Consider the following 22916-nt stretch of genomic DNA (forward strand, 5'->3'; position numbering starts at 1 on the left):
CGCAAAAGGCAATCGGGCCGTCCGCAAATATTGCCGAGGGCGCGATTCACGAAGCGCAAATCTCTGTCATCATACGTCATGCGCATCGGACCTCGTTCTGATATATGGTCGCGTTCGCGCGGGGCGAAACAGGAGGAGTTTCGCCATGTCCCAGTTGAGCGGTATCGTGAGTTTGTTTCTGATCGCGGCGGCATTCCTGACGTCGTGCAACAACCAGAAGGCCCCGCAAGGCGCGGTGCAAGTGCCGGCCCTTCACGCAACAGAGTAGCCTCAACCCTGAAAGGCCCTCGTCGGACGGGGGCCTTTTCGATTTCGCTGCGATTGTCAGTGCCAGTAGGGGGTTACCTGATAGTAATCGAAGGACGCGTTGCGCGCCGCTTCGCCATCGGCTCCGGTCAGCTCCTTGATCGAGTAGGCGGGCGCGGCCTTGAGCTGCTCCTTGGTGAAGGGCACGACGTAGCCGCCCTTGTCCTTGTCATAGTCGAGGGTTGCCCACGGGACGGCGTGATATTTTTCGCCCATGCCGAGGAAACCGCCGAAGCCGATCACTGCAAACATGATGCCGTTCGACATCTTGTCGAGCATGACATCCTCGACGCTGCCGATGCTGTCGCCTTCGGTATTGTAGACCGACGTGCCGATGACGCGTGAGGCGGCAATCGCGTCGGTGTGGCCAGACGGGGTGGTCATGGTGGTGCTCCTCTCGGGTTGAATACCTGTTCGGAGAATGAGGGGAGCGGTCGAAGGTTCCGGACTTTCCGCCGGCAGCGCGATCCTAGTCAGCGAGAATGAAGGTCACCTTCATGTTGACGCGGTAGTCGGAGATCTTGCCGTTCTCGATGACGACCTTCTGATCCTGGATCCAGGCGCCCTCGACGTTCTTCAACGTCTTTGCGGCGCGCGCAATGCCCTGCTCGATGGCATCTTGAAAGCTCTTGTTGGACGATGACGTAATCTCGGTGACGCGGGCGACAGACATGGCTTCCTCCAAGGCGCTCAGTTGCACGGGAAAAGCGTACAGCCGGCCATTGGCGACCACAAGCCGCGCGGGGCCGGGCAGGCCTGCAGCGGCCGTCAGTGCCCCTTGGCGATCCGGTCGAACGCCATCAACCTTTCTAGCAGCGCCGGCATGTCCTTGAGCGGCACCATGTTGGGACCGTCGGAAGAGGTCGAGTTGTCCGGGTCATGATGGGTTTCGATGAAAACCCCGGCAACGCCAACCGCGACTGCCGCGCGAGCCAGAGTTTCGACAAAGCGGCGCTCGCCGCCCGAGGAGCCGCCCTGCCCGCCCGGCTGCTGCACGGAATGGGTGGCGTCGAAGATCACCGGGGCGCCGATCTCGGCCATGATCGGCAGCGCGCGCATGTCCGACACAAGCGTGTTGTAGCCAAAGGAGGCGCCGCGCTCGGTGACCAGCACGTTGGCGTTGCCGGAACCCGTAATCTTGGCGACGACATTCTTCATGTCCCACGGCGCGAGGAACTGGCCCTTCTTCACGTTGACGACCTTCCCGGTCCGCGCCGCTGCGACCAGCATGTCGGTCTGGCGCGAAAGGAAAGCCGGAATTTGCAGGACATCGACATGCGGGGCGACGATCGCGCATTGCTCCTCGGTGTGGACGTCGGTCAGCACGGGGATGGAAAACGTCTTGCGCAAATCATCGAAGATCGGCATCGCGGCTTCGAGTCCGGCGCCGCGCGTCGCCGTCAGTGAAGTGCGGTTGGCCTTGTCGTAGCTCGTCTTATAGACGAGGCCGATGCCCAGCCGCTCGGTCAGTTCCTTCAGCGCGCCGGCCATGTCGAAGGCGTGCTGGCGCGATTCGAGCTGGCAAGGACCGGCAATCAGCGACAGCGGCGCGTTGTTGGCGAACACGACCTTGCCGACGGTTACCGATGCGTTGGGCGCCAGGGGCTTGTTCATGGGATCTCCCTGAAGATGAAGGTCGCGCCCTGGCCGGGCGCCGGCGGCACGACGATATCGTTCCCGCTCATGTTGTGTTCGATCGCGCTGGCCGCAAGCAGGCGCGCGGCGGCGGCGCTGCCGCGGACCGAAAAAATGATGGCGGCGAAACGCAGGTCCGAAGAGACCCCTGTCGGAACGCCGAAGCGCGAGGCAAAGGTGTCGGGCGTCAGAACCGTCAGAGCCGCGTTTGGCAGTTCCTCCTTGTCGCCGTCCTCCACGTTCTTGCCGGCGGCGGTCGACACCAGCCTGGCCTGGCCCGAAGGACTGTCGCTGATCGCGACGATCTCGACGATGCCGGTTACTCCGTTCGCATGAGCCTGCAGGGCCGTGCGGTCGATCTTCGGCGCGTTGATGCGCTGGCAGGCGAACAGGAACGCATCGGCTGCTTCCCTGTCGGCCGCAAATGCCAGTTTGAACGACGCCGTGTCGCTCTTCCCGGTCGGGTCGGCGAAGACGCGCGAAAAGCTCAGCATATCCCCGGCCGACAGCCCCGCCCCGACATAGCGCGCGTGGTCGGCAACGGCATCGGCGGTACCGAAGACGACGGCTGAAAAGCCTTCCTCGCCTAGCCTGTCGCGGTAAAGGCGGTCGCGCGCGACAAAGACGTTGCCTTCGCTCATCGCCCGCTCGGCCGTTTGTTCATCGCCGATAGCCAGCGGCTCCAGATAGGTGCCGTCAGCGAAAAAGACGCAAGCGTTCTCGGTCCCGAAAGGATGGATGCCGGTCGGCGCCACGACAAAGCCAAGCGACGACAGGCGCTGCCTTGCGACATCGAGGCTCCGTGTCGGCAGAACCAGATGGTCGAGCGGGTGGGTCGAAGTTTTGATCATGCCGGCGCGGTGTGCCCCATTCCGGCCACCGGTTCAAGGCCCGGCACGGAGCGGAGCGAGGTGAATCGAGCATCTGGCTCAGGCGGCGGCCACGACGTCCGCCGAATAGCGCAGCTCGCGCAGCGGCTTCACCTTGCTGGTCGTGTCCGCATAGATCGGATGCGCCCTGTAGGCGGCGAGCGCCGCTTCATCCTCGAACTCGGCATAGACGACCACGTCGATCGCGTTAGAGAACAGATCGACCTTGGTGTTGAGCGTCACCTCGAAATGTTTCGAGTGCGGAATCTTGCCCAGGTCCTGCAGGCCAGACCGCACGGCCTCCACATCCTCCTTGCGCCGTACGCTGAAGAAAACGATGTGCCGGATCAATCCAGCCTCCTTGATCGACGGAAGAGCGCGTTTTTGTGGGAGCAAGGCCGTCACGTCAACCGGCAACGATGTCGCGCCTCATCCGCCGAGACGGGAGCAGTCAGGCCTCAGGCGGCTCCGGTGACGTAGCTTACGATGCGCGACATCTCCCTGACGGTCGCGTCGAGGTAGCGGCCCTGGTTGTAGAGGCCGTCCCAGATCAGGAAGAAGGTGATGGCGGCGATGACGATCACATAACGCATCGCTAAAACTACCGCACGTCGCCGACCGGAACCAGAGCGCCTTCGCTGCAAATTGTTCCGGTTCACCGTTTTCTATCAGCACAGCCTTCCGTGATGAGGAGCGCAGGCAGAACTGCCCCGCAGCTCTGCGGCACGCGGGCACAAATCTCTCGTGCGAGCCGGCAGCGGATCGGTTCCAGCGCGGCTTCAAAGGGTGATGCGGTACTTGGCAAATCCCGCTTCGCCCTCGCCCGCCGGCTCGATCTTCAACGACTTCACCTGGTCGAGAAAGTCCTTGGCCTTGGGTCCGGTCTCGAAGACGACGCTGGTGCCGGGCAAAGGTGCGAAGGACCAGTTGCCATCCGCCGACGGGTTGATCGTGCCCTCGCTGACGACATAGCGCACGATCACGTCGCGGTTGGTGTCCGGCGCCTCATAGATGATCTTCGAAGCGTTGATGTCGGGGAAATTGCCGCCGCCACCGGCGCGGTAGTTGTTGGTTGCGACCACGAATTTCGCCGCCGGATCAATCGGTTTGCCGTCGAATTTCAGGTCGATGATGCGGCTTGAGCCGGCATTGGCCACGCCGCCCTTCGCATCGTATTTCGGCGGCTGCGACAGGTCGATCCTGTAGGTGACGCTGTCGATCACGTCGAAATTGTAGGACGGGAAGTCGGTGTTGATCAGCGGCTGATCGGCCTTGCCGGGCTCGACCCTGTTGAAGATACCGGCCGACATTTCCAGCCATTCCTTGACCTCTGCACCGGTGATTTCGACCGCCCGCACCGTGTTCGGATAGAGATAGAGGTCGGCGACATTCTTGATGGCGATGTCGCCGACTGGGACGTCGGTATAATAGTCGGCGCCGTTGCGGCCGCCGGCCTTGAAGGGAGCGGCCGCCGAAAGCAGCGGCACGTCCTTCCACTGCGTGCTCTTCAATATGTCTTTCAGATACCAGCTCTGCGCCTGGTTGACGATCTGCACCGACGGATCGTCGGCGACGAGCGAGAAATAGGAATAGAGCGGCGCGGAGGTCTTGCCGACGGGGCGACGGACATAGGCGAGCGTCGCCTCATGGTCCTGCGCGAGCGCCGCGATGATGCGCTTGTCGTCGCCGACCCTCGCCTTGTTCTTGTTGTCGACGCGCTCATAGATCGGCCGTGCCTCGGAGGTGGCCGAGACGATCCGCCATTTCGAGCCGTCGCGCTCCAGCAAAAGGTCGATAAGGCCCATATGCGAGCCCCAGAAACCGCCCATCACCGCCGGCTTGCCCTGCAGGGTGCCCTTTGCGGTGTCGACGCCCGCGAGCGCCTGGAAATCCTTCTTGCCGGGGAAGACGAGATGCTGGTGGCCGGTGAAGACGGCATCGATGCCGTCGACGCCGGCGACGAAGAACGAGGCGTTCTCCATCATGTCGCCCTGCTTGATGTCGATGCCGGAGTGCGAGAGCGCAATGACGATGTCGGCGCCCTCCTCCCTGATCTGCGGCACCCAGGCCTTGGCCGCCTCGACGATGTCGCGCGTCTTGACGTTGCCTTCCAGGTTCTTCAGGTCCCAGACCATGATCTGCGGCGGCACGAAACCGATGACGCCGATCCTGATCGGCTGCTCGGCGCCCGAGCCGTCCTTGATCTTCCTGTCGAGGATGACATAGGGCTTGAGGTAGAGCTTGTCGTCGCGCGGATTGGTGGCCAGCGCGGTGCCGCGGATCAGGTTCGCGCACACGAACGGGAAATTGGCGCCGGCCAACACCTTGTCCATGAACGACAGGCCGTAGTTGAATTCGTGATTGCCGAGCGTCGAGCATTCGTAGCCGAGCAGATTCATGCCCTTCATGATCGGATGCAGGTCGCCGTCCTTCATGCCCCTCTCATAGGCGATGTAGTCGCCCATCGGGTTGCCCTGCAGCAGGTCGCCATTGTCGATCAGCATCGAATTGGCGGCTTCCTTGCGCACCGCGTCGATCAGCGAGGCCGTGCGCGACAGGCCCATCGTGTCGTTCGCTTTGTCGGCGTAGTAGTCATAGGGCAGCAGGTTCACATGGATGTCGGTCGTTTCCATGATTCGCAGATGCGCCTGATTGGCCGCGGCGCGGGCGGAGAACGGATGCAGCATGATCAGCGCTCCGCTGGCGGCTGTCCCGGCCAGGAATTCGCGGCGGGAGACGGGCAAAAGTGACATTGTTTTCTCCTCTTAGACGGCGCGACAACCCCTGCCCCGGAACATGGCGCGGAAGGCATTTTGAGTCCACGTCGGTTGGAAGCCTGTTGATCACGACAAGGTGACGCGTCGATGAAACAGGCCTGGCGGCGATCAGCTCCTGTCGTGGTCGCCCTGAGTGATCAGCCGTGCGCTGCGCTGCCCGGTGGAATATATCCATAGCCAGCTAAGCGATACGGCGAGCCGGTTGCGGAAATCGATCAGGAAATAGATGTGCGCGATTCCCCAAAGCCACCAGGCGGGCCAGCCGGTAAGCTTGATCCAGCCGAAATCAATCGCGGCGGCGCGCTTGCCGATCGTCGCCAGATCGCCGTCGTGCCGGTAGCGGAACGGACGCGGCGTCCTGTCGCCAACCAACCGCGCCTTGATGGTCGCGGCGACATGGAGCCCCTCCTGCTTGGCGGCGGGTGCGACGCCCGGCACCGGCTTGCCATCCGGCCGCAACAGATGCGCCGTGTCGCCTATGACGAAGATGTCGGGGCTGCCGGGCACGGTGAGATCGGGCTCGACCAGCACCCTGCCCGCCCGATCGGCCGGGGCTCCCAGCCATTCCGCCGCCGGCGAAGCGGCGACGCCGGCCGCCCACAGGATCGTCCTTGCCGGTAGATGCGTGGCGCCGAAGACGACGCCTTCGGCATCCAGATGCGTGACGGCGCGGCCGAGCTCGACCGTCACGCCAAGCCGCAACAGCGCTTTCTGCGCATAGGCTGAGAGCTCCGGTGCAAAATTGGCGAGGATCCGGTCGCCGGCCTCGATCAGCACCACACGCGCCTGCCGCGTGTCGATGTTGCGGAATTCGCCGCGCAGCGTGTCATGCGCGAGCTCGACAATGGTGCCGGCAAGCTCGACGCCGGTTGGCCCGCCGCCGACGATGACCAGCGTAAGCAGCGCCTGACGTTTGGCAGGGTCGGTCTCGCGCTCGGCCTGCTCGAACGCCAGCAGGATGCGGCGCCGTATCTCGGTTGCGTCTTCAAGCGTCTTCAGTCCCGGCGCAAAGGGCTCCCATTCGTCGTGGCCGAAATAGGCGTGGCGCGCGCCGGTGGCGAGCACCAGCGTGTCGTAGCCGACCGCGCTGCCATCGTCGAGGAGCACATGTTTGGCCTGACGGTCGACGCCGGTGACGTTGCCGAGAAGGGTCATCACGTCCCTGCGCTTGCGCAGCAAATGACGGATCGGCCAGGCGATCTCGGAAGTGGCGAGAGAGGTGGTTGCCACCTGATAGAGCAGCGGCTGGAACAGATGATGATTGCGCTTGTCGATCATGGTGATGCGCACTGGCGCACCGGCCAGGGCACGGGTGAGTTCGAGACCGCCGAACCCTGCGCCGACGACCACGACGTGATGGCTGGCTTCACCCATTTTCGTTCACCTCGCCAAGCAAGCTGACCCAAGACGATGTAAGCATTTTTGTGCACCGCAACAATGCCGCGGCAGACGCTCTATTGCCCGGGAGTCGTCTCCTGGTGTCGTGAATGCACATGCCGCCAGTCAGGTGCAGGGTATAGCGTGAAGAAAAATGACGGGAGCAAAGGCATGATTGACGATCGTGATGACGAGGGCCCGACCCAATACGCCTCGCCTCCTTGTTTCATGCACGAACTCGACCCGACCTATCAGATGCCGCTGTCCGACTGGACCGATGTCAGGCGCTGGCGCAAGGCCGAGCGCGAAAAACTGATTGGCGCCCGGCTTGCGGCTTCCGCCGACGCGCGCGCGGCCATGGCGGCGCGCATTGCCGAGAGCCTCGACAACCTCATCGGCGACATTGGCGGCCGCATGGTCAGCCTCTACTGGCCGTTCCGCGGCGAGCCGGACCTGCGCGGCTGGATGGCATCGGTCAACGAGCGCGGTGGCCGCACGGCGCTCCCCGTCGTCATCGAGAAAGGCCAGCCTCTGGTGTTTCGCGCCTATGCGCCGGGAGACCGGCTGGAAAAGGGTGTCTGGAATATTCCGATCCCGGCCGAGGGCGATCCGGTGCTGCCGGACATCGTGATCTCGCCGATGGTCGGCATCGCTCCCGGCAACTACCGGCTCGGCTATGGCGGCGGCTTCTACGACCGCACGCTGGCCGCCATGCCGTTCAGGGCGCTGGTAATCGGCGTAGGCTACGAATTGCAGCGCATCCCGACCATCTACCCGCAGCCGCACGACATCCCGATGAGCGAGGTGGTGACGGAGGTCTATGGGGCCTAGAAGCCTACGCCATCTCCGGCCGCAGGCCCACCGCTGTCCTGTCGATGATCTCGCGCAAGGCGAAGGATGAGTTGATCTTCGTTACATGCGGCATGGCCGACAGCCACTCCTTGTGGATGCGCTCATAGTCTGCGAGGTCTTTTGCAGCGATGCGCAGGATATAGTCGTATTCGCCCGACATCAGATGGCAGGAAAGCACGTTCGGGCAGCGTTTGATCGCTGCCTCGAAATCCGACAGCGTCTTCTCGAACTGCCCTGACAGCGATATATGGACGATCGCCGTCATCTGATGGCCGAGCGCGGCGTTGGAAAGCCGCGCATGGTAGCCGCGGATGGTTCCGGATTTCTCCAGATTGTCGAGCCGGCGCGAGCAGGCCGACTGCGACAGCCCGACCTTCTCGGCCAGCGCCGCATTGGGTATCCGGCCATCCTTCTGCAAAGTCTCCAGAATGGCGATATCAATCCTGTCGAGCGGCATTTTTCGTGTTTCCTGCGAATATTTTGGGAATTTGCGCAACAATTACCGAAGACTGCGGCCCGCCGCAAGTGCATTCGCAAACACATACGGAACGATTCATGCTTTACTGCGTCTCATGCGTGTCGCCCAAAACTGCGCGGCGGTTTCGGGGCTGACGGCATGCACAGAAATGACAGGGAGAGCGCCCTCTTAAGGGCGGACAGGAGAAGAGAATGCGCGTCGGTTGCCCCAAGGAAATCAAGAACCATGAATACCGCGTCGGCCTGACGCCCGGCTCGGTCCGCGAATATGTCGCGCACGGCCATGAAGTGCTGGTCGAGACCGGCGCCGGCGCCGGCATCGGCGCCGACGACAATGCCTATCGCGCCGCCGGCGCCACTGTCGCCAAGACGGCCGCCGACGTGTTCGCCAAGTCGGACATGATCGTCAAGGTCAAGGAGCCGCAGCCCAATGAATGGGTCCAGCTCCGCGACGGCCAGATCCTCTACACCTATCTCCACCTCGCTCCCGATCCGGAGCAGACCAAGGGCCTGCTCGCTTCGGGCGTCACCGCTGTCGCCTATGAGACTGTCACCGACGACCGCGGCGGCCTGCCGCTGCTCGCGCCGATGTCGGAAGTCGCCGGCCGCCTGTCGATCCAGGCCGGCGCCACCGCGCTGCAGAAGGCCAATGGCGGCCGCGGCGTGCTGCTTGGCGGCGTACCCGGCGTGCTGCCGGGCAAGGTGACGGTGCTGGGCGGCGGCGTCGTCGGCCTGCATGCGGCGAAAATGGCCGTCGGCCTCGGCGCCGACGTCACCATCATCGACCGCTCGATCCCGCGCCTGCGCCATCTCGACGACATCTTCGCCGGCCGCGTCCACACCCGCTACTCGACCGTCGAGGCGCTGGAAGAGGAATGCTTCTCGGCCGACATCGTCGTCGGCGCCGTGCTGATCCCGGGCGCTGCGGCGCCCAAGCTCGTTACCCGCGAAATGCTTTCCGGCATGAAGAAGGGCTCGGTGCTCGTCGACGTCGCCATCGACCAGGGCGGCTGCTTCGAGACCTCGCATGCCACGACCCATGCCGAGCCGACCTACGAGGTCGACGGCGTGATCCACTACTGCGTCGCCAACATGCCGGGCGCGGTGCCGGTCACCTCGGCGCATGCGCTCAACAACGCCACCCTGCACCACGGCCTGCAGCTCGCCGACAAGGGCCTCAAGGCGCTGGTCGACGACCACCACCTGCGCAACGGCCTCAATGTCCACAAGGGCAAGATCACCAACCGCGCCGTCGCCGAGGCGCTCGGCTACGAGATGGTCGAGCCGAAGACAGTGCTCGCCGCCTGACGGCAGCAACAACCAAGCTCCAGTCTCGCCCGCCGGCTCGTTCCGGCGGGCTTTTCTTTGTCTGGAGCAAATCCAGGAAAAGCGATTCCGCGAAGCGCCGGGATAATCAAAGAAAACCGCGCAACAAAAAAGCGGAGCCAAAGCCCCGCTTCCTCGATGTTGCGACATGCCGCCGGTTCATCCGCGGTCGGCAATCGATCAACGATCGTCTTTTAGCGCGCTTATACGACGGGAGTACGACAGCCGTCAGCGATATTCGCGCGGCTCGAAAACGCCGGATGCCACCGGTATGCATTGTGTGAAGTGTTTCACATTCGGCTTCGGGAAAAAATGCCTAGACACGTCGGCCTGCTGGCGATTTTCGCCAACAGCTTCTGTCGCAGGCTTTTTCCCAACTGCCCGCCAGGCCATCGGCGGGCATTTTTTTTGGCTCTCAGGCCCGGTCGATACGGCACTGGTAGCAATTGTTGCGCGCCGAGCGGACGTGGATGTAGGCGATGTCGTCGCGCTCGAACAATGTCTCGGCGCGGGCCACGATATCGCCGGTCGGAACAACACGGCCGCTGCCGTAGACGATGCGGTCGTCCTTGCCGTAGCCGCGCACGATATAGTCGCTGCTCTTGAGCATCTCGGGCAGCGTATCCGCCTGCTCGGCGCGCTCGCATTCGTCCGCATGCAGGAAGATCGGCCCGGTCTCGGCGTAAGGCTGGAGTTCGGGGAACGGCCGGTAGGCGAGGATGAGAAAGGCATCACCCGCCGCAACGTCCTTCATGCAATGCCGGCACGGCACGCCGTCGCCATCGGAAATCCTTCGTTCGGGCGTGCGGCCGTAGGCGTCGGGCGCTCCCCGCTGCAAGGCGTGCACGGCTTCGGTCGGCAAGCCTTTGAACTGGATGCTCATGGCGAAATCTCCGGTGTCGTCGACCGGAAGTTATGCCTCGGCGGAGGCGGCTCCCACCCGATTCTTGCCAAGCGGCTCGTAGGGGCACGTCGAGCCCAAAAGAGCGCGGCTCGCTTGAACCCGAGCCAGCAAATCATCGTGCTGGCGCTGTGTCGTCGCAAAAGAGCTACGGCCGCATCACACTCGCCGAGCGCTCGGCGAATGTCATCGGATGGACGATTTCCTTCTTCTGCGCCACCGGAATGAAGCCGAGCTTCTGGTAGAGCGGCAGCGCCGCCGGATGGTCGAGCGTGCAGGTCTGCACCGTGACGCGCTTCGGCGCGTACGACCATGCGGCGGAGATCGCCGCGCCCAGAAACCAGCGGCCGATTCCCTGGCCGTGCGCGTGTTCCATCATGCCGAAATAGGCGAGTTCCACTTCCTCCGGCAGGTGCGGCTTGAGGTCGAAGAAGCCGGCGGGAGACCCGTCGAGGTAAAGCACCCTGATATCGCGATCCTCGCGATGCAGACCGGCGGCGAGTTCCTCGTCGCTCAACCTGAGCACATTGACCCAGTGCCATTTGCGCCCGACGCGATCCATCAGGTAGCGATAGAAATGCAGCGGAATGTCCTTAGTCTTCAGCAGCGCGATCTGACGGTTGTAGGGCAGCGGCGGCGACGACGCCGGCGGCACATGCATTTCGAGGAATGTGACCGTGACCTCGATATCCTTCGGCGCACCGTTTTCCATCGCCGTCATTCCTTGCCCGTCACCACGGGCGTGTCGCTGAGCCCGCCCCATTCCGTCCATGAACCGTCGTAAAGCCTGTTGTCGGCATGGCCAAGCGTCTCGAGCGCCAGCGTGATCGCCGCCGCGGTGATGCCAGATCCGCAGGAGGTGACGACCGGCTTCGAAAGGTCGATGCCAGCATCCTCAATCACCTTGCGCAAGCGTTCCGCGGGCAAAAGCTCGCCATTCTCGGCAAGCGCGGCAACCGGGACGTTGTGAGCCCCCGGCATATGGCCGGAGCGAACGCCGGGGCGCGGTTCCGGATCGGTCCCGGCGAAGCGTCCGGGGGAACGAGCGTCGGCGATCTGGCTTGCTCGGCTTTCGACGATGCGACGCATCTCGTCGAGGCTGACGACACGGCCTGCATCGAAATCGGCGTAAAAGACGCAAGGCGCTGTTTTGGTTGGCTCCGCCGTCACCGGCCGCCCTTCTGCCTGCCAGCGGTCGAAGCCCCCGCTTAGGATGTAGACCTGGAAGACGCCCATGACGCGGAACATCCACCAGGCGCGCGGGGCCGAAAACAGGCCCGGACCGTCATAGACGACGATGGTGTCGTCGGCCGAAACGCCCATGGAGCCGACATATTGCGCGAAGTAGTGGGGCGACGCCAATGTGTGCGGCAGCTTGGAATCCGGGTCCGAAACGGCATCCTGATCGAGGAAGCGAGCGCCGGGAATATGGGCGGCGGTGTATTCGGCGTGGGCGTTGCGCTGCTGTGCCGGCAGGTACCAGGAAGCGTCGATAATGGTGAGCCCGGGCGTGCCAAGCCGCTTCTCGAGCCAATCCGCGTCGACGATGAAAGGGCTGTCCTCGGCCATTTTCTGCTCCTTTCCGCCTCCCGCGATGCTGCCCGTCTTCGCCAGTCAATTCGCCGGCATCGGCCCGAAACGGATGCGGAAGCGCCGGTTCTCGCGGCCCTTCTTCTCGATCTTGCCGATGTGGATCTCGCCGACCTCACCGGTGCTCTTCACATGGGTGCCGCCGCAAGGCTGGCTGTCGATCGAGGCATTCTCGCCGATGCAGACCAGGCGGATCTTGCCGGTGCCGACGGGAGGCCGCACGTTCTTCGATTTCACCAGGCCGGGATTGGCGGCCAGTTCCTCGTCGGTGATCAGCCGCGTGAAGATCGGATGATCGGCGCGCACAAGCTCCATCAGCCTGGCGGTCACGTCTTCCTTGGTGAAGCCGGCATCGGGAATGTCGAAGTCGACGCGGCTGTCGTCTTCGGCGACCGCCGCTCCAGTGATCGGAAACGGACAGACGACGGTGAGCAGATGGCAGGCGGCGTGCATGCGCATCAGAAGATAGCGCCGCGTCCAGTCGATGGCGAGCTTCAGCGTCTCGCCGACCGCAGGCAGCGGCTGCTCCGGCGCCGGGACATGGATGATCTCGTCCTTGGTCTCGCCGGTAATGGTGGCGGCAATCGCGATGCGGCTGCCGTCGGCGCGTTCGAACAGGCCGGTATCGCCGGGTTGTCCTCCTGACGTAGCGTAGAAGATGGTCCTATCAAGAAGAATGCCGCCGCGGTCGTTGACGGCGACGACTTGTGCTTCCGCCGTCTTCAGATAGGCATCGTCACGGAACAGCGCTTCCGTCTTGTGCGCCATCACGCCACCTTTTCGAACGGCACTGCGATATCGGCCTTTTCTTCCATCCAGCCCGGCACCGGCAGGTTCTTGCCGCGCAGGAATTCTGGATTGAACAGCTTCGACTGGTAGCGTGTTCCATAGTCCGCGAGGATTGTCACGATGGTGTGGCCGGGACCGAGCTCGCGCGCCAGCCGGATGGCACCGGCGATGTTGATGCCGGTCGAGCCGCCGACGCAGAGCCCCTCTTCCTGGATCAGGTCGAAGATGATCGGCAACGCCTCCTCGTCCGGGATCTGGTAGGAGAAGTCCGGCGTGAATCCTTCGAGGTTCGCGGTGATGCGGCCCTGGCCGATGCCTTCGGTGATCGAGCTGCCGTCGGCCTTCAGCTCGCCGCTGGTGTAGAAGGAGTAGAGAGCGGCGCCCAGCGGATCGGCGAGCGCGATCTTGACTTGCTTGCTCTTGCCCTTCAGTCCGATCGCGACGCCGGCGAGCGTGCCGCCGGTGCCGACTGCCGACACGAAGCCGTCGACCTTGCCGCCGGTCTGGGTCCAGATCTCCTCTGCCGTCGTGCGGATATGGCCGTCGCGGTTGGCGACGTTGTCGAACTGGTTGGCCCAGATCGCCCCATTCGGCTCCGACCGCGCCAGTTGCTCGGCGAGCCGCCCCGACAGCTTCACATAGTTGTTGGGGTTCTTGTAGGGCAAGGCCGGCACTTCGATCAGTTCCGCGCCCAGAACCTTGATCGTGTCTTTTTTCTCTTGGCTCTGGGTGTCGGGGATGACGATGACGGTCCTGTAACCGAGCGCCTTGGCGACCAGCGTCAGGCCGATGCCGGTGTTGCCGGCGGTCCCTTCGACGATGACGCCGCCGGGTCTCAAAAGCCCGCGCTGCTCGGCATCGCGAATGATGAACAGGCCGGCACGGTCCTTGACCGATTGGCCCGGGTTCATGAATTCGGCCTTGCCCAGAATCTCGCAGCCGGTCGCGTCCGAAGCCTTGTTGAGCCGGATCAAGGGTGTGTTGCCGATCGCTTCGATCACATTACGGGGCATGGGGATTCCTTTGTGCGTGCGGCGTGACCCTAGAAACCGGAAGCCTCGGTTTCAAGGCAAGATTTTGCCTGGTCCAGTCGCATTCCGGGCGCTGCAGCCCTCGCGATCATTTCAACGATGCGCCCAAAAGGGCTCTTTTCATCCGATTTCTTCGCCGCTAGAGCACTATAGCGCCGCGCGTCCATTGGACGGGCAAAGGACGCTGCAGGATTTTGATCTGGGCGCATGACCCCGAAACACTCGCAGGGCTTTCAATGACACTCTACCGGGCCAACCCGAAAGACGGTGTCGCCTGGGTCACGGGCGGCAGCAGCGGTATCGGCCGAGCGCTGGCCAAGGATCTCGCAAAGCAGGGCTATGCCGTCGCGGTGACGGCGCTGCCGAGCGATCCCGTCGACACTCTGCTGGTCGAGACGGCGCAGATGACCGGCCATGTGAAGTCCTTCCCGTGCGACGTCACCGACGAGCAAGGCATGGCTCGGACGGTCGCGGCGATCGAAGAGGAGATGGGGCCGATCGTGCTCGCCGTCTTCAACGCTGGCAACTATATCGCCACGCCCGGCGAGCATCTTGTGGTTCGCGATTTCCACCGCTCCTTCGCCGTCAATTATTTCGGCATCGTCAATGGCCTGGTGCCGGTGGTCGACTATATGCGCGCGAGAGGACGCGGCCATGTCGTCCTGGTCGGATCGGTCACCGCCTATTCCGGTTGGCCGACGACCGCGGCCTATGGCGGCACCAAGGCGGCTATCAACATCTTGGCGGAGTCGCTCAAATACGACTTCGACAAGATGAACATCCGCATCCAGGTGATGAATCCGGGTTTCGTCGACACGCCGCTGACCGAGAAGAACATGCTGCCGATGCCGGGGCTGATGCCGGTGCACCGCGCGTCGCGCCGCATGGCGCGCGGCATCAGAAAAGGCGGCTTCGAGGTCACCTTCCCTTATCACATAAGCTGGCCGCTCAAGCTGCTTGGCCTGCTGCCGCGGCCGGTCTGCCGCCTGGTAATCGGGCTGACCACCAGCTGGTGGGGACGGCCGTTGAGTTTCGACCGCAAGATGCCGGGCAAGGCGGGTACCTCTTCGGATCAGGCGACGTAAGCATGTTGCCCAAAGGACGCAGCGGTCTTGGGATAGGGCGAAGGATCGTGCTTGCCGTACTGGGTCTCATCGTCATCCCTGTCGCCGGTTTCTTGCTCGGTCCACGCGTGACCGTCGACACGACGATCCGCTTCGACCCTTCGGCGATCGGCGACGATCCGCAGGCGTATCTGGCGCGCGAGGAGGCTGCCGTGCCCAATATCCGCGACGGGCTGGACAAGGAAATCATCTGGGCTAACCCGATGGTTCACGCCAAGACGAAGCTTGCGATTGTCTATATCCATGGCTTTTCGGCCTCGAAGGGCGAGGTCCGCCCGCTGCCGGACGATGTCGCCGACGAGCTCAACGCCAACCTCTTCTACACGCGCCTGACCGGCCACGGCCAGGATGGCGCCGCGATGGCCGAAGGCAGCGTCAACGCCTGGATCAACGACTATGAAGAGGCGATCGCCATCGGCCGTGCGATCGGCGACAAGGTGATCGTTATCGCCACCTCCACGGGCGCCTCGCTGGCGACATGGGCGGCAACCCAGCCGGGTGCCTCAGACGGCGTCGCCGCGATCGCGTTCATCTCGCCGAATTTCGGCGTCAAGGCCTCAGGGGCCGAATTGCTGACCATGCCCTGGGGCAAGCAGATCGCAGAGCTCGTTGGCGGCAAGGAGCGCAGCTTCACGCCGCGCAACGCACTCCACGAAAAATTCTGGACCACAAAATATCCGATGTCGGCGACCCTGCCGATGGCTGCGCTCACCAAACTCGCCTATGGCGCGCCGGTCGAAAAGGCGGCCATCCCTGCCCTGTTCATCTTCTCGGACGCCGACAAGGTGGTGCGGCCGGACCGTACGCGCGAGATCGCCGGGCGCTGGGGCGGCCCGCACGAGCTGGTGCCGGTCGACGATACCGGCGATCCGGACAATCACGTGATTGCCGGCGACGCGCTGTCGCCCCAGACCACGGGTTTTCTCACCCAACGGATCGCGGTGTGGGTGAAGGCGCTGATGCCGTAGCGCTCATGCTGCTCGATATGAAAAGACGGCTGAAGCATCGCTTCAGCCGCCTCCTTTTCCAGCCGAGCTCTGTGATGAGCCTCGTTGCTTCGGCTCAGGCGGCGCGGTTCGCCGGCCGCTTGCCGCCGAAGCGGCGCTTGTTGTTGCCCCTGAAGCGCTTAGCGCCATCGGGCTTGCGCTCGCCATTCGGCTTGGCGGTCATGGGGCGTTCGCCGCCGGGATTCCCGGAAAACGCCCTTTCGCCCGCCGGCTTGCCGCCGAAGCGCTTCTTACCGTTGTTGCCGTTGCCGGGGCGGCGGCCATCACGGCGGCCGCCATGATGCTCGCGGTCGTTGGCAGGCTCGAAATGGCGTTCGGTCTTTTCCTTGGGATCGCGCTGCGGGTCAGGACTGCCGAGGTGATCGGCGATCACCGGCAGCCGCATGCGGATGATGCGCTCGACCTGCCTCAGCTTGCCGTTCTCCGACGGATCACAAAGCGTGATCGCGATGCCGTCCCTGCCGTTGCGGCCGGTGCGGCCGATGCGGTGGACATAGCTTTCCGCCTCGTCCGGCAGGTCGAAATTCACGACATGGCTGATGCCGGGCACGTCGATGCCGCGCGCCGCGATATCGGTTGCAACCAGGATGCGCACGGAGCCGTCGCGGAAATCGTTGAGCGCCTTCTGGCGCGCGTTCTGCGACTTGTTTCCGTGGATGACGGCGGCGTTGAAGCCGTCGCGGGCAAGGTCCTTGGTGACGCGGTCGGCGCCATGCTTGGTGCGCGAGAATACGATCACCGAGCGCATCGCCTCGTCCGCGAGCATCTTCGATAGCACCTGACGCTTCTGCTTGGTGCGGGCAAGTACCACGCTCTGCACGATCTCGGCCGCCGTCGTGCTCTGCGGCGCGACCTCGATGCGAACCGGATCCTTCAGCAGGCCCTTGGCGAGCTCCGCGATCTCGTTCGGCAGCGTTGCCGAGAACAGCGCCGTCTGGCGGTCCGGCGCGGTCGCCTTGGCGATGCGCTTGACGTCGTTGATGAAGCCCATGTCGAGCATGCGGTCGCCCTCGTCGAGCACCAGCCATTTGGTGTCGGCAAGGATGAGGTCGCCCTCGCGCACCAGGTCGGTCAGCCGGCCGGGCGTGGCGATCAGGATGTCGACACCGGGCGCGATCTTCTTCACCTGGCTGTAGCGGGAGACGCCGCCAAGCACGAGTGCGGTCGAGATATGCGCGCCCTTGGCGAGCAGCTTGATCGTGTCCTCGATCTGCACGGCAAGCTCGCGCGTCGGCGCCAGGATCAGCGCGCGCGCCGTCTTCGGCCGGCGCTTGGTGCCGAGCCCGATGATCTTCGACAGGATCGGCAAGGCGAAGGCCGCCGTCTTGCCCGAGCCGGTCTGGGCGATGCCGAAAATGTCGCGGCCTTCGAGCTGCGGCGGGATCGCCTGTGCCTGGATCGGCTTCGGATCGGTGAAGCCGGCGGCATTGGCGGCCTTGAGCAGCGCGCCGGTTATTCCAAGGGTAGCGAAACCAGTCGGTTCCGCTCTGTTTTCGTTGGTCAAAATAATCTTCTTTCACGCGGCCCTATATGGCCGCAAACATCAATGGCGGCGGGGCGCAACCTGCCGTCGAAAAATTGTCAGAAAACGACAAGGCGGCGGACAGACGTCCGCGCGGCTGCGCTGTCGTGCCCGCGAGCTTCATGCCCCGGGGCTCTTTCGCCACCTTGCCGATCAAACGGAAAGAGGGAAACAGACGCAACCAGTCTCATTCGTGGAGAAAGCCGAGAGTTCGGCCCAAGCGCCTATGTCGCCGCATATGGCCGAGTCCGGCCCAAAATGCAAGAGGCTATGTTGCATTGCAGCAAAACAGCGACCGAAAAGCGCCGCTTGCGCTCGGCTGCCCTCGCGATTACCAAAAAGCACTTTTCCGTTTTGAGGGCCGAGCGATGAAGGACGTGCTGAAGGAACTCGAGCGCCGCCGCGAGATCGCCCGCATGGGCGGGGGCAAGGAGCGGATCGAGGCGCAGCACAAGAAAGGCAAGCTCACCGCCCGCGAGCGTATCGAAGTGTTCCTCGACGAGGGATCGTTCGAGGAGTTCGACATGTATGTCGAGCACCGTTCGACCGATTTCGGCATGGAGAAGACCAAGATCGCCGGCGACGGCGTCGTCACAGGATGGGGCACCGTCAACGGGCGTCCCGTCTATCTCTTCGCCAAGGATTTCACCGTGTTCGGCGGCTCGCTGTCGGAGGCACACGCCGAGAAGGTGGTCAAGGTGCAGGAGATGGCGCTGCGCAACCGGGCGCCGATCATTGGCCTCTACGACGCGGGCGGCGCCCGCATCCAGGAGGGCGTGGCGGCGCTCGGCGGCTATGCCGAGATTTTTCAGCGCAACGTCCTCGCCTCCGGCGTCATCCCGCAGATCTCGCTGATCATGGGCCCCTGCGCCGGCGGCGACGTCTATTCGCCCGCCATGACCGACTTCATCTTCATGGTGCGCGACACATCCTACATGTTCGTCACCGGCCCCGACGTGGTGAAGACGGTGACCAACGAGACGGTGACGGCCGAGAGCCTCGGCGGCGCCACGGTGCACACGACCAGATCCTCCATCGCCGACGGCGCCTATGACAATGACGTCGAGGCTCTGCTGCAGATGCGCCGGCTGATCGATCTTCTCCCAGCCTCCAACACCGCCGAGATACCCGAGATCGAATGCTACCAGTCGGTGACGGATCACGACATGTCGCTCGACCGGCTGATCCCGGACAACGCCAACAAGCCTTACGACATCAAGGAACTGATCCTCAAAACCTGTGACGAAAGCGACTTCTTCGAGATCCAGGCGAGCTTCGCCAAGAACATCGTCACCGGCTTCGGCCGCGTCGACGGCCGAACTGTCGGCTTCGTCGCCAACCAGCCGATGGTGCTGGCCGGCGTGCTGGACTCCGACGCCAGCCGCAAGGCGGCGCGCTTCGTGCGTTTTTGCGATTGCTTCTCGATCCCGATCGTCACCTTCGTCGACGTTCCGGGCTTCCTGCCCGGCACCGCGCAGGAATATGGCGGGCTGATCAAGCACGGCGCGAAGCTGCTCTTCGCCTATGCCGAGGCGACCGTGCCCAAGATCACCGTGATCACCCGCAAGGCCTATGGCGGTGCCTATGACGTCATGGCCTCAAAGCATCTGCGTGGCGACATGAACTATGCCTGGCCGTCGGCGCAGATCGCAGTCATGGGCGCGAGGGGCGCAGTCGAGATCATCTATCGCAAGGACATCGGCAATGCGGAGAAGATCGCAGCCCATACAAAGGCTTACGAGGATCGCTTCCTGTCGCCTTTTGTGGCGGCCGAGCGCGGCTATGTCGACGAAGTGATCATGCCCCACTCGACCCGTCGCCGCGTCGCGCGAGCGCTGCGCATGCTGCGCAACAAGGACATGCAGAACCCTTGGAAGAAGCACGACAACATTCCGCTGTGAGGCAATGGGCATCTATCCTTGATGACGAGGCGCTTCCGTGAGAAGCCATCGGTGATGCTCGCCTTGAGCTGCTGCTTTCCAACCCGAAAGGCAACCAATTGAACCCGATCCTCGTCGTCAGCTTTCCGGCGATAGGCGACTTTATCCGATCGCACTCGGCGATCCAGCTTGTTGCCGAGCGATTTCCAGGAAGCCCGATCGACGTCATCACCTCGCCGGTCGCAGCCCCGCTGGCAAGCCTGATGCCACATGTTCGGAAGGGCTGGGTGCTCGACAAGAAGCCGGGCTGGCAGGGATTGGTCGACCGTTACCGGCTGGGTCGCGAACTACGCGGGCAAAATTACCAAGCGGCCTATCTCCTGACCAGTGCCACCAAGGCAGCAATTGCCCCACGCGTCGCTGGAATACCGAAACGAATAGGCTATCCGCGTGAATTCCAATTCGGTCTGGTCAACCGCTTCCCGGCCGATTGGTGGCGTCAGCTTCTGAATCTCGGATGGGGACATCTGCGGCTCTACGATGAGGTCTGCGATATCGCGACGCTTGCCAGGGAGCCTGCCCCAGTCGATGGGTGGCCGGCCCCGCAGCTGATCATTCCGCCATCACAGATGGAGAATTGGCGGCGGCGAAGCGGGCTGGACCTGTCGAAACCTGTCCTTGCGCTTTACACTTCAGGGCTCGACGATGTGCGCAAATGGCCGATCGAGCGTTTCAGCGCGATTGCAGCCGATTACGCAAACCGGGGCTGGTCAATCTGGATCATCGGTGCGGCACGGGAGCAATCCGCAGCCGCAAAGATCCGCGCCGCCCTGCCCGAGGTCGTCGATCTTACTTCGACGCCGCTCCTGATGGACGCCATGTGCCAGATCGCAGCCTCGACGCTTTTTCTCGGGGTCGATGGGGGGCCATCCCATGCCGCCGCCGCGCTGAACGTTCCCTGTCTGCTGATCTTCAGGGCCAACCGATCGTATGACGGCGGCCCGGTCAATCGTCACGTCCGCTTTATCGAGCCGCCCATTTCGACGCCCGGTCGGATAGAAGGCACGTTCGGCGTCAGCGTAGAGCAAGTGCTTGCAGCTCTCGCGACCATGACCTCGCAGCCGAGCTCACAAATGGTGTAAGCCACCTATTCCTCCGTAGCCGCGCCAACGCCGTGAGCGCCAGCCGTTTCATTCGGTCGCGCGCTCCATCAGCTCGCGCAGCACCGGCAGCATGGCCTGCGGCAAATCCTCGGCGATCAGCCCCGGACCGAACCGGCTGCCGGCTTCGGCATGGATCCAGACGGCAGCGCATGCCGCTTCGAAGGCGGGCATTCCCTGCGCCAGTAGCCCGGCGATGATACCTGCCAGCACATCGCCTGAACCCGCGGTGGCGAGCCACGGCGCGCCGTTGCCGTTGATCGCCGCGCGGCCATCTGGCGCCGCGATCACGCTGTCGGCGCCTTTGTAGACGATCACGGCATTGGCGCGCTGCGCGGCCGCGCGCGCCTTGGCCAGCTTGGAGAGCGCCTTGTCGTCCGCGATGTCGGGGGACAGCCGGCCGAACTCGCCCTCATGCGGCGTCATCACCAATGCCGGCGCGCCGGGTGTGCGGGCAGCCTGGAAAAGCGTCTCGGGCTCGTCGCGGAAAGAGCTGATGCCGTCGGCGTCGAGCACCAGCCCTTCGATGCCCGCGTCCTGTCCTTGCCCGGCGCCTAGCAGCGCGAGGGCAAAATCGCGCGCCTTCTCACCGACGCCGAAGCCCGGACCGAGCACAAAGGACGAGGGGCGGCGATCGGTGAGAAGCGCGCCGAGATCGGCAACCGCATCGACCTTGCGCAGCATAATTGAGGTCAGATGCGCGGCATTCACCTGCATGGCGTTCGCCGGGGAAAGCACCGTGACCGCCCCTGCCCCGCTTCTTGCGGCGGCAAGCGCCGACAGCCGCGCGGCACCTGTCGCCGACGGCCCGCCGGAAAAGACGTTAGTGTGGCCGCGCCTGTATTTATGCGCATCGACAGCGGGAGCCGGAAAAACCGCCCGCCAAAGCGCCGGACCGTTCTCGAAGGTCTGCGGCACGATCCGGGCGATGATCGCGTCGCCGATGCCGATGTCGGCCAGCACGATCTCACCGCACATCTCACGCCCCGGCAGCAGCAGGTGCCCCGGCTTCTTTCGTGCGAAGGTCACGGTTATGGCCGCGCGAAACGCGCAGCCGAGAATGGCCCCGCTTTCGCCGGAAACGCCGGAAGGCAGGTCTATGGCGACGACCGGCAAGCCGAGATCCGTCACGGCCTGGACCGCCCTTGCGGCGTCGCCGGACAGCGGCTTGGACAGCCCTGCCCCATAAAGCGCGGCGACCACGAGCGAGCCGGCCTTGGCCGCGAAGGCTGACAGCGGCCGGCGCTCGAGCGGGCAGTCGGCCGCGGCGAGTGCGGCATCGCTGCCCTCGCGCGGCTCGCCCGACGCCCATAGCGCGACGTCGACGCCGCTCTCCTCGAGCAGGCGCGCCGCGACATAGCCGTCGCCGCCATTGTTGCCGGGGCCGCACAGCACGTGCACCGGTTTGGCTGCCGGGTAACGCGCCAGCACCACGGTCGCGACGGCCTCGCCGGCGCGACGCATCAGTCCGTAGCCGTCGAGCGGACCTTCCGCGATGGTCAGCCGGTCGGCCTCGGCCATCTCGGCCGGCGAAAGAAGTTCATTGCGCATGGGATTGCCGATCTCCATCCGATCAAGCATTGTCCGATTTGCGGTTCGAAGCAAATGGCGACGGCCGACTACCACCCGAAGCGGTGGCGCCTGGAGGGGAAACTGCCTGCAAATTACGCTATCTGCCCAAATTTTGCGCAGACGGATGGAGGAGCGATGTATAGGCTTTGGGCGTCGATGACGCATCCAATGCAACGGATGACGCGAATTTGCGTCAGGGTGCGGCATGGCATCTGAATCGCCCGATACCGCCTGCAACCTTCGCGAGTTGGCACGGTTCGTGCTTGATGGAGGCGCAAGCGGGGCAAACAACCCGTCTCTTTGGCAGTGGAGGCCACTTTCTACATGAAAAAGATCGAAGCGATCATCAAGCCATTCAAGCTGGACGAAGTGAAGGAAGCGCTTCAGGAGGCCGGACTGCAGGGCATCACCGTCACCGAGGCCAAGGGTTTCGGCCGGCAGAAGGGCCACACCGAGCTCTATCGCGGCGCCGAATATGTCGTCGATTTCCTGCCCAAGGTGAAGATCGAAGTGGTGCTCGGCGACGATGCCGTCGAAGGCGCCATCGAAGCCATCCGCAAGGCGGCGCAGACCGGCCGCATCGGCGACGGCAAGATCTTCGTCTCCAACATCGAGGAAGTCGTCCGCATCCGCACCGGCGAAACAGGAATGGATGCCGTCTGACGTCCCATCTTTCTGAACCGTCATCATCAAAAAACGTCATCACACAGGGATACATGAC

The 22916-nt window shown here is 63.7% G+C and carries 24 protein-coding genes; 8 read left to right on the plus strand and 16 right to left on the minus strand.

Annotation, left to right across the window (positions count from 1 at the left end; all coding sequences use genetic code 11):
* The first annotated feature begins 145 nt into the window (after window positions 1-145).
* The gene (locus RFN28_RS09140; protein WP_320287050.1) at window positions 146-268 is read left to right on the plus strand and encodes a hypothetical protein; all 123 of its coding nucleotides are present in this window, start codon (window positions 146-148) and stop codon (window positions 266-268) included.
* A gap of 56 nt (window positions 269-324) precedes the next feature.
* Here RFN28_RS09140 and RFN28_RS09145 read toward each other — a convergent pair whose 3' ends face one another.
* The 8 genes from RFN28_RS09145 to RFN28_RS09180 form a co-directional block, all read right to left on the minus strand.
* Complete coding sequence (locus RFN28_RS09145; RefSeq protein WP_320287051.1) at window positions 325-690, minus strand: PRC-barrel domain-containing protein; 366 nt, start codon at window positions 688-690, stop codon at window positions 325-327.
* An 85-nt stretch (window positions 691-775) separates the two neighbouring features.
* Window positions 776-979 (minus strand): dodecin family protein, encoded by a 204-nt coding sequence (locus RFN28_RS09150; protein WP_320287052.1) that lies wholly within the window; start codon window positions 977-979, stop codon window positions 776-778.
* A gap of 95 nt (window positions 980-1074) precedes the next feature.
* Complete coding sequence (gene kdsA / locus RFN28_RS09155) at window positions 1075-1920, minus strand: 3-deoxy-8-phosphooctulonate synthase (RefSeq protein WP_320287053.1); 846 nt, start codon at window positions 1918-1920, stop codon at window positions 1075-1077.
* A complete protein-coding gene (locus tag RFN28_RS09160) occupies window positions 1917-2792 on the minus strand; it encodes a VOC family protein (RefSeq protein WP_320287054.1) in 876 nt (291 codons plus the stop codon). Before RFN28_RS09160 ends, kdsA begins: the two co-directional genes overlap by 4 nt.
* Window positions 2793-2870: 78 nt before the next feature.
* A complete protein-coding gene (locus RFN28_RS09165) occupies window positions 2871-3161 on the minus strand; it encodes a Dabb family protein (RefSeq protein ID WP_320287055.1) in 291 nt (96 codons plus the stop codon).
* Between the two features lie 107 nt (window positions 3162-3268).
* Window positions 3269-3403, minus strand: coding sequence for a hypothetical protein (locus RFN28_RS09170; RefSeq protein WP_320287056.1), 135 nt, complete (start codon window positions 3401-3403; stop codon window positions 3269-3271).
* A 186-nt stretch (window positions 3404-3589) separates the two neighbouring features.
* Entirely contained in the window at window positions 3590-5563 is a 1974-nt protein-coding gene (locus RFN28_RS09175; RefSeq protein ID WP_320287057.1) for a bifunctional 2',3'-cyclic-nucleotide 2'-phosphodiesterase/3'-nucleotidase, read from the minus strand.
* A gap of 132 nt (window positions 5564-5695) precedes the next feature.
* Window positions 5696-6961, minus strand: a complete 1266-nt coding sequence (locus RFN28_RS09180; RefSeq protein WP_320287058.1) for an NAD(P)/FAD-dependent oxidoreductase — start codon at window positions 6959-6961, stop codon at window positions 5696-5698.
* A 174-nt stretch (window positions 6962-7135) separates the two neighbouring features.
* On the opposite strand from RFN28_RS09180, the gene RFN28_RS09185 reads away from it, so the two are divergent.
* Window positions 7136-7795 (plus strand): 5-formyltetrahydrofolate cyclo-ligase, encoded by a 660-nt coding sequence (locus tag RFN28_RS09185; protein WP_320287059.1) that lies wholly within the window; start codon window positions 7136-7138, stop codon window positions 7793-7795.
* Window positions 7796-7799: 4 nt separating this feature from the next.
* Here RFN28_RS09185 and RFN28_RS09190 read toward each other — a convergent pair whose 3' ends face one another.
* Entirely contained in the window at window positions 7800-8273 is a 474-nt protein-coding gene (locus tag RFN28_RS09190) for an Lrp/AsnC family transcriptional regulator (RefSeq protein WP_040970412.1), read from the minus strand.
* A 212-nt stretch (window positions 8274-8485) separates the two neighbouring features.
* On the opposite strand from RFN28_RS09190, the gene ald reads away from it, so the two are divergent.
* Window positions 8486-9601, plus strand: coding sequence for an alanine dehydrogenase (ald, locus tag RFN28_RS09195; RefSeq protein WP_320287060.1), 1116 nt, complete (start codon window positions 8486-8488; stop codon window positions 9599-9601).
* Between the two features lie 433 nt (window positions 9602-10034).
* On the opposite strand, the gene RFN28_RS09200 is transcribed toward ald, so the two are convergent.
* From RFN28_RS09200 to RFN28_RS09220, 5 genes are all read right to left on the minus strand, one after another.
* The gene (locus RFN28_RS09200) at window positions 10035-10502 is read right to left on the minus strand and encodes a DUF1203 domain-containing protein (RefSeq protein WP_320287061.1); all 468 of its coding nucleotides are present in this window, start codon (window positions 10500-10502) and stop codon (window positions 10035-10037) included.
* Window positions 10503-10668: 166 nt separating this feature from the next.
* Window positions 10669-11232: a GNAT family N-acetyltransferase gene (locus RFN28_RS09205; protein ID WP_320287062.1), complete on the minus strand. Its 564-nt coding sequence runs from the start codon at window positions 11230-11232 to the stop codon at window positions 10669-10671.
* A 5-nt stretch (window positions 11233-11237) separates the two neighbouring features.
* On the minus strand, window positions 11238-12089 hold the full coding sequence (gene sseA, locus RFN28_RS09210; protein ID WP_320287063.1) for a 3-mercaptopyruvate sulfurtransferase: 852 nt from the start codon (window positions 12087-12089) through the stop codon (window positions 11238-11240).
* 45 nt (window positions 12090-12134) lie between these two features.
* Complete coding sequence (locus RFN28_RS09215; RefSeq protein WP_320287064.1) at window positions 12135-12878, minus strand: alanyl-tRNA editing protein; 744 nt, start codon at window positions 12876-12878, stop codon at window positions 12135-12137.
* Window positions 12878-13912 carry a cysteine synthase A gene (locus tag RFN28_RS09220; protein WP_320287065.1) on the minus strand — a complete coding sequence of 345 codons (1035 nt, stop codon included), beginning with the start codon at window positions 13910-13912 and terminating at the stop codon, window positions 12878-12880. Before RFN28_RS09220 ends, RFN28_RS09215 begins: the two co-directional genes overlap by 1 nt.
* A 254-nt stretch (window positions 13913-14166) precedes the next feature.
* Here RFN28_RS09220 and RFN28_RS09225 point away from each other — a divergent pair, with 254 nt between their 5' ends.
* Together RFN28_RS09225 and RFN28_RS09230 are read left to right on the plus strand one after the other, a co-directional pair.
* Window positions 14167-15015 carry an SDR family oxidoreductase gene (locus tag RFN28_RS09225; protein ID WP_320287066.1) on the plus strand — a complete coding sequence of 283 codons (849 nt, stop codon included), beginning with the start codon at window positions 14167-14169 and terminating at the stop codon, window positions 15013-15015.
* Between the two features lie 32 nt (window positions 15016-15047).
* Window positions 15048-16022, plus strand: a complete 975-nt coding sequence (locus tag RFN28_RS09230; protein ID WP_320287135.1) for an alpha/beta hydrolase — start codon at window positions 15048-15050, stop codon at window positions 16020-16022.
* A gap of 94 nt (window positions 16023-16116) precedes the next feature.
* Here the strand turns inward: RFN28_RS09230 and RFN28_RS09235 are convergent, their stop codons facing one another.
* Entirely contained in the window at window positions 16117-17565 is a 1449-nt protein-coding gene (locus tag RFN28_RS09235; RefSeq protein WP_320287067.1) for a DEAD/DEAH box helicase, read from the minus strand.
* A gap of 386 nt (window positions 17566-17951) precedes the next feature.
* On the opposite strand from RFN28_RS09235, the gene RFN28_RS09240 reads away from it, so the two are divergent.
* Together RFN28_RS09240 and waaF are read left to right on the plus strand one after the other, a co-directional pair.
* Window positions 17952-19484, plus strand: coding sequence for an acyl-CoA carboxylase subunit beta (locus RFN28_RS09240; protein WP_320287068.1), 1533 nt, complete (start codon window positions 17952-17954; stop codon window positions 19482-19484).
* Window positions 19485-19582: 98 nt separating this feature from the next.
* Window positions 19583-20605: a lipopolysaccharide heptosyltransferase II gene (waaF, locus tag RFN28_RS09245; protein ID WP_320287069.1), complete on the plus strand. Its 1023-nt coding sequence runs from the start codon at window positions 19583-19585 to the stop codon at window positions 20603-20605.
* Between the two features lie 48 nt (window positions 20606-20653).
* Here waaF and RFN28_RS09250 read toward each other — a convergent pair whose 3' ends face one another.
* Window positions 20654-22174, minus strand: coding sequence for an NAD(P)H-hydrate dehydratase (locus RFN28_RS09250; protein WP_320287070.1), 1521 nt, complete (start codon window positions 22172-22174; stop codon window positions 20654-20656).
* A gap of 345 nt (window positions 22175-22519) precedes the next feature.
* Here RFN28_RS09250 and RFN28_RS09255 point away from each other — a divergent pair, with 345 nt between their 5' ends.
* A complete protein-coding gene (locus RFN28_RS09255; protein ID WP_006205430.1) occupies window positions 22520-22858 on the plus strand; it encodes a P-II family nitrogen regulator in 339 nt (112 codons plus the stop codon).
* Window positions 22859-22916 lie beyond the last annotated feature (58 nt).

It is taken from the genome of Mesorhizobium album (genome assembly GCF_033977205.1).
GTDB lineage: Bacteria > Pseudomonadota > Alphaproteobacteria > Rhizobiales > Rhizobiaceae > Mesorhizobium > Mesorhizobium album.

Bases quoted from the DNA above. Each gene is read 5' to 3' on its own strand.
- RFN28_RS09140 (WP_320287050.1), top strand. From the start codon at position 146: ATGTCCCAGTTGAGCGGTATCGTGAGTTTGTTTCTGATCGCGGCGGCA.
- RFN28_RS09145 (WP_320287051.1), bottom strand. From the start codon at position 690: ATGACCACCCCGTCTGGCCACACCGACGCGATTGCCGCCTCACGCGTC.
- RFN28_RS09150 (WP_320287052.1), bottom strand. From the start codon at position 979: ATGTCTGTCGCCCGCGTCACCGAGATTACGTCATCGTCCAACAAGAGC.
- kdsA (WP_320287053.1), bottom strand. From the start codon at position 1,920: ATGAACAAGCCCCTGGCGCCCAACGCATCGGTAACCGTCGGCAAGGTC.
- RFN28_RS09160 (WP_320287054.1), bottom strand. From the start codon at position 2,792: ATGATCAAAACTTCGACCCACCCGCTCGACCATCTGGTTCTGCCGACA.
- RFN28_RS09170 (WP_320287056.1), bottom strand. From the start codon at position 3,403: ATGCGTTATGTGATCGTCATCGCCGCCATCACCTTCTTCCTGATCTGG.
- RFN28_RS09175 (WP_320287057.1), bottom strand. From the start codon at position 5,563: ATGTCACTTTTGCCCGTCTCCCGCCGCGAATTCCTGGCCGGGACAGCC.
- RFN28_RS09180 (WP_320287058.1), bottom strand. From the start codon at position 6,961: ATGGGTGAAGCCAGCCATCACGTCGTGGTCGTCGGCGCAGGGTTCGGC.
- RFN28_RS09185 (WP_320287059.1), top strand. From the start codon at position 7,136: ATGATTGACGATCGTGATGACGAGGGCCCGACCCAATACGCCTCGCCT.
- RFN28_RS09190 (WP_040970412.1), bottom strand. From the start codon at position 8,273: ATGCCGCTCGACAGGATTGATATCGCCATTCTGGAGACTTTGCAGAAG.
- ald (WP_320287060.1), top strand. From the start codon at position 8,486: ATGCGCGTCGGTTGCCCCAAGGAAATCAAGAACCATGAATACCGCGTC.
- RFN28_RS09200 (WP_320287061.1), bottom strand. From the start codon at position 10,502: ATGAGCATCCAGTTCAAAGGCTTGCCGACCGAAGCCGTGCACGCCTTG.
- RFN28_RS09205 (WP_320287062.1), bottom strand. From the start codon at position 11,232: ATGGAAAACGGTGCGCCGAAGGATATCGAGGTCACGGTCACATTCCTC.
- sseA (WP_320287063.1), bottom strand. From the start codon at position 12,089: ATGGCCGAGGACAGCCCTTTCATCGTCGACGCGGATTGGCTCGAGAAG.
- RFN28_RS09215 (WP_320287064.1), bottom strand. From the start codon at position 12,878: ATGGCGCACAAGACGGAAGCGCTGTTCCGTGACGATGCCTATCTGAAG.
- RFN28_RS09220 (WP_320287065.1), bottom strand. From the start codon at position 13,912: ATGCCCCGTAATGTGATCGAAGCGATCGGCAACACACCCTTGATCCGG.
- RFN28_RS09225 (WP_320287066.1), top strand. From the start codon at position 14,167: ATGACACTCTACCGGGCCAACCCGAAAGACGGTGTCGCCTGGGTCACG.
- RFN28_RS09240 (WP_320287068.1), top strand. From the start codon at position 17,952: ATGAAGGACGTGCTGAAGGAACTCGAGCGCCGCCGCGAGATCGCCCGC.
- RFN28_RS09250 (WP_320287070.1), bottom strand. From the start codon at position 22,174: ATGCGCAATGAACTTCTTTCGCCGGCCGAGATGGCCGAGGCCGACCGG.
- RFN28_RS09255 (WP_006205430.1), top strand. From the start codon at position 22,520: ATGAAAAAGATCGAAGCGATCATCAAGCCATTCAAGCTGGACGAAGTG.